The sequence below is a fragment of the Pseudonocardia sp. McavD-2-B genome (assembly GCF_024124365.1).
In the GTDB taxonomy this organism is placed as follows: Bacteria; Actinomycetota; Actinomycetes; order Mycobacteriales; family Pseudonocardiaceae; genus Pseudonocardia; species Pseudonocardia alni.
The window spans coordinates 1-2184 of the sequence record NZ_JAMXSG010000469.1 but is presented as its reverse complement, the minus strand read 5'-3'; the positions used below and the strand labels follow the sequence as shown (position 1 = coordinate 2184).

Sequence of the window (2184 nt, the reverse complement as noted above, 5' to 3'; positions counted from 1 at the left end):
GCAGCATCGGCGCCCCGACCGCCACGGCCGGGGCCGTGACGAGCGGCGAGACGGCCAGAGCCGCGCCGCGGGGCAGCACCACGTCGGTCACGACGTCGAGGCGGCCGCCGGGGCCCGCCGGCACCGGCAGCCGCCGGTCGGGGGACTCGGTCCGCGCCCCCGTGCACAGGTCCTCGACGCGGACCCGCCAGGTCACCTCGGCCGGCCCCGGCCCGGTCAGCCGCACCTGCAGCCGTACCGGGCAGGTCACCCCGTCCCGGCAGGTGTCCAGCGGCCGCAGGCCACACCGGCCACGGCCCCGCTCGCCGCGGGCTCCGCCGGCGGGCTCGGAGCCCGCGCCGCGACGACGGCCTGCGCCGGTGCGTCCGGCGCGCCGCCGGTGATCCGCCGGAGGTCGGCGGCGATGCGGTCGCCCAGCAGCACGGTCTCGAGGACCAGCACCGCGACCACCGCCAGCACACCGAGCGCCATCCGGCCGTAGCGCACCCACGGCCCGTTCCCGGCGGGCGTCCCCCCGTCCATCCGCGCCTCCCCGTCCCGGTCCTCCCGCCGATCGTGGACGGTCGCGCGGACGGGCGGCAGGGCCGTTGGTCATCCGGGCACGAGCCGGTGCGCGGTGCCCGCGGCGGCGGGACCTCCGGCCCGTCCCGGCCGGCGCCGGACCGGTCAGCATCGGGGCCACCGGAACGCACCCGGAGGAGGACGGACATGGGGCCGATGTCGACGGTGCGGGCGTCGCTGCCCCGGCTCGGGGAGCTGGTCCGGCGGTTCAACCGCCGGTGGCTGAACCCGGCGATGCTCCGCCGCGCGGGGAACCGGCACTGGTATGCCGGGTTCGTCGAGCACCGCGGCCGCCGGACCGGGCGGATCCGCCGGACGCCGATCGTCGCCCACCCGGTGGAGGGCGGGTTCGCGGTCGCGCTGCCCTACGGGTCCCGGGTGGACTGGCTGCGCAACCTGCAGGCGTCGGGGTCGGGGCGGCTGCGCAGCCACGGCCGGTGGTACCGGGTGGACACACCGAGGGTGGTCCCGATCTCCGAGGTCCCGCCCGGCCTCCCCACGGTCACCCGCCGGATCGCGGAGAGGTCGGCGGCACCGTGGCTGCTGCTGGCCGCGCACCCGATCGACGGGGCCGACCCGTCCGACGCGACCCGGGGGTGACGCGGGTCAGGGGTGCCGCCCGAGGAAGGCGGCGAGCCGGTCGGGCGCCGTCGCCCCGGCGGTGGTCGCCACCTCCGGCCCGAACATCCCGGGCATCCGCATCTGCGGGGTGATCATCGCGTGCGCGACCCCGTCGGCCACGGCGACGGCCCGCTCGTCGAGGGTCGCGGGCCTGCCCAGCGCGCGGGCGAGGTCCCAGCCGTGGCCGGCCTGCTCGACGACGAGGAAGCCGACGAGCTGACCGCCGGTCGTGTCGCCCCAGGGCATCGCGAAGACCTCGTCGAGCCGCCCGGGGTTCGACCACGCGGAGACGGCCGCCCGGGCGGCCTCGCGGTAGGTGCCCGCCGCGGCCGGCCGGTCGACGGCCGGTCCGTCGAAGGCAGGGCCGCCCTCGTGGCGGGCGACCCGGGTGAACCCGGCGAGACCGCCGACGAGGTGCCCGACGAGATCCCGGACGGGTAGGTCCGGGCAGGGCGAGGCGGCCTGCCACGTGTCGTCGTCGACGGTGTCGACGAGGGCGGCCACGTCGTCGACGAGGAGGTGGAGCGCGTCCAGGGTGGTGGTGCCCGGCAGGAGGTCCTGGTCAGGAGTGGTCATGTCCCGAGCCCACACCCGGTTCCCCGAGGTCACCAGGACCGTTGGTCCCGTCCGGGCCGGCGAGGGCGTCGAGCTCGGCCCGCAGGTCGGCGACCAGCCGGTCCAGCTCGGGGCAGGTGTCCGGGTCGGCGACGACGGAGAGCACGAGGACGCCCGCGTAGGAGAGCGCCGCGACGACGACCGGGACGTCGCCCACCGTCGACACGACGGGCACCATCGCGCTCACCCCGGTCCCCAGGAGCGCGACCGGTGCCGCCGGGCCCCGTAGGTCGGTGACGACCGTGCTGACCAGGTGCTTGTGGTCGAGCAGCCACGGCAGCACCCCGGCGGCCGCGACGAGGCGGAACGCCGGGTCCAGCAGCGCGGCCGACGCCGCGCGCGGAGCCGCCCGCCCCTCCGCGGTCCGGCGGGCCACCGCGGCGAGCC

At 78.3% G+C, this 2184-nt stretch carries 5 protein-coding genes; 1 reads left to right on the top strand and 4 read right to left on the bottom strand.

Features of this window, described 5'->3' with window-relative positions:
- The coding region (locus tag NH602_RS30290; RefSeq protein ID WP_253069618.1) for a hypothetical protein at nt 1–250 on the bottom strand (250 nt) is incomplete at its 3' end.
- On the bottom strand, nt 247–522 hold the full coding sequence (locus NH602_RS30285) for a hypothetical protein (RefSeq protein WP_253069617.1): 276 nt from the start codon (nt 520–522) through the stop codon (nt 247–249). The genes NH602_RS30285 and NH602_RS30290, both read right to left, overlap by 4 nt.
- Before the next feature lie 186 nt (nt 523–708).
- Between NH602_RS30285 and NH602_RS30280 the strand changes: the two genes are divergently transcribed.
- Nucleotides 709–1161 carry a nitroreductase family deazaflavin-dependent oxidoreductase gene (locus tag NH602_RS30280; protein WP_253069616.1) on the top strand — a complete coding sequence of 151 codons (453 nt, stop codon included), beginning with the start codon at nt 709–711 and terminating at the stop codon, nt 1159–1161.
- A gap of 6 nt (nt 1162–1167) precedes the next feature.
- Here NH602_RS30280 and NH602_RS30275 read toward each other — a convergent pair whose 3' ends face one another.
- Together NH602_RS30275 and NH602_RS30270 are read right to left on the bottom strand one after the other, a co-directional pair.
- Complete coding sequence (locus tag NH602_RS30275; protein ID WP_253069615.1) at nt 1168–1758, bottom strand: TIGR03086 family metal-binding protein; 591 nt, start codon at nt 1756–1758, stop codon at nt 1168–1170.
- Nucleotides 1745–2184, bottom strand: a 440-nt coding sequence (locus tag NH602_RS30270) for a WS/DGAT domain-containing protein (protein WP_253069614.1), incomplete at its 5' end; no start/stop codon positions are given. The genes NH602_RS30270 and NH602_RS30275, both read right to left, overlap by 14 nt.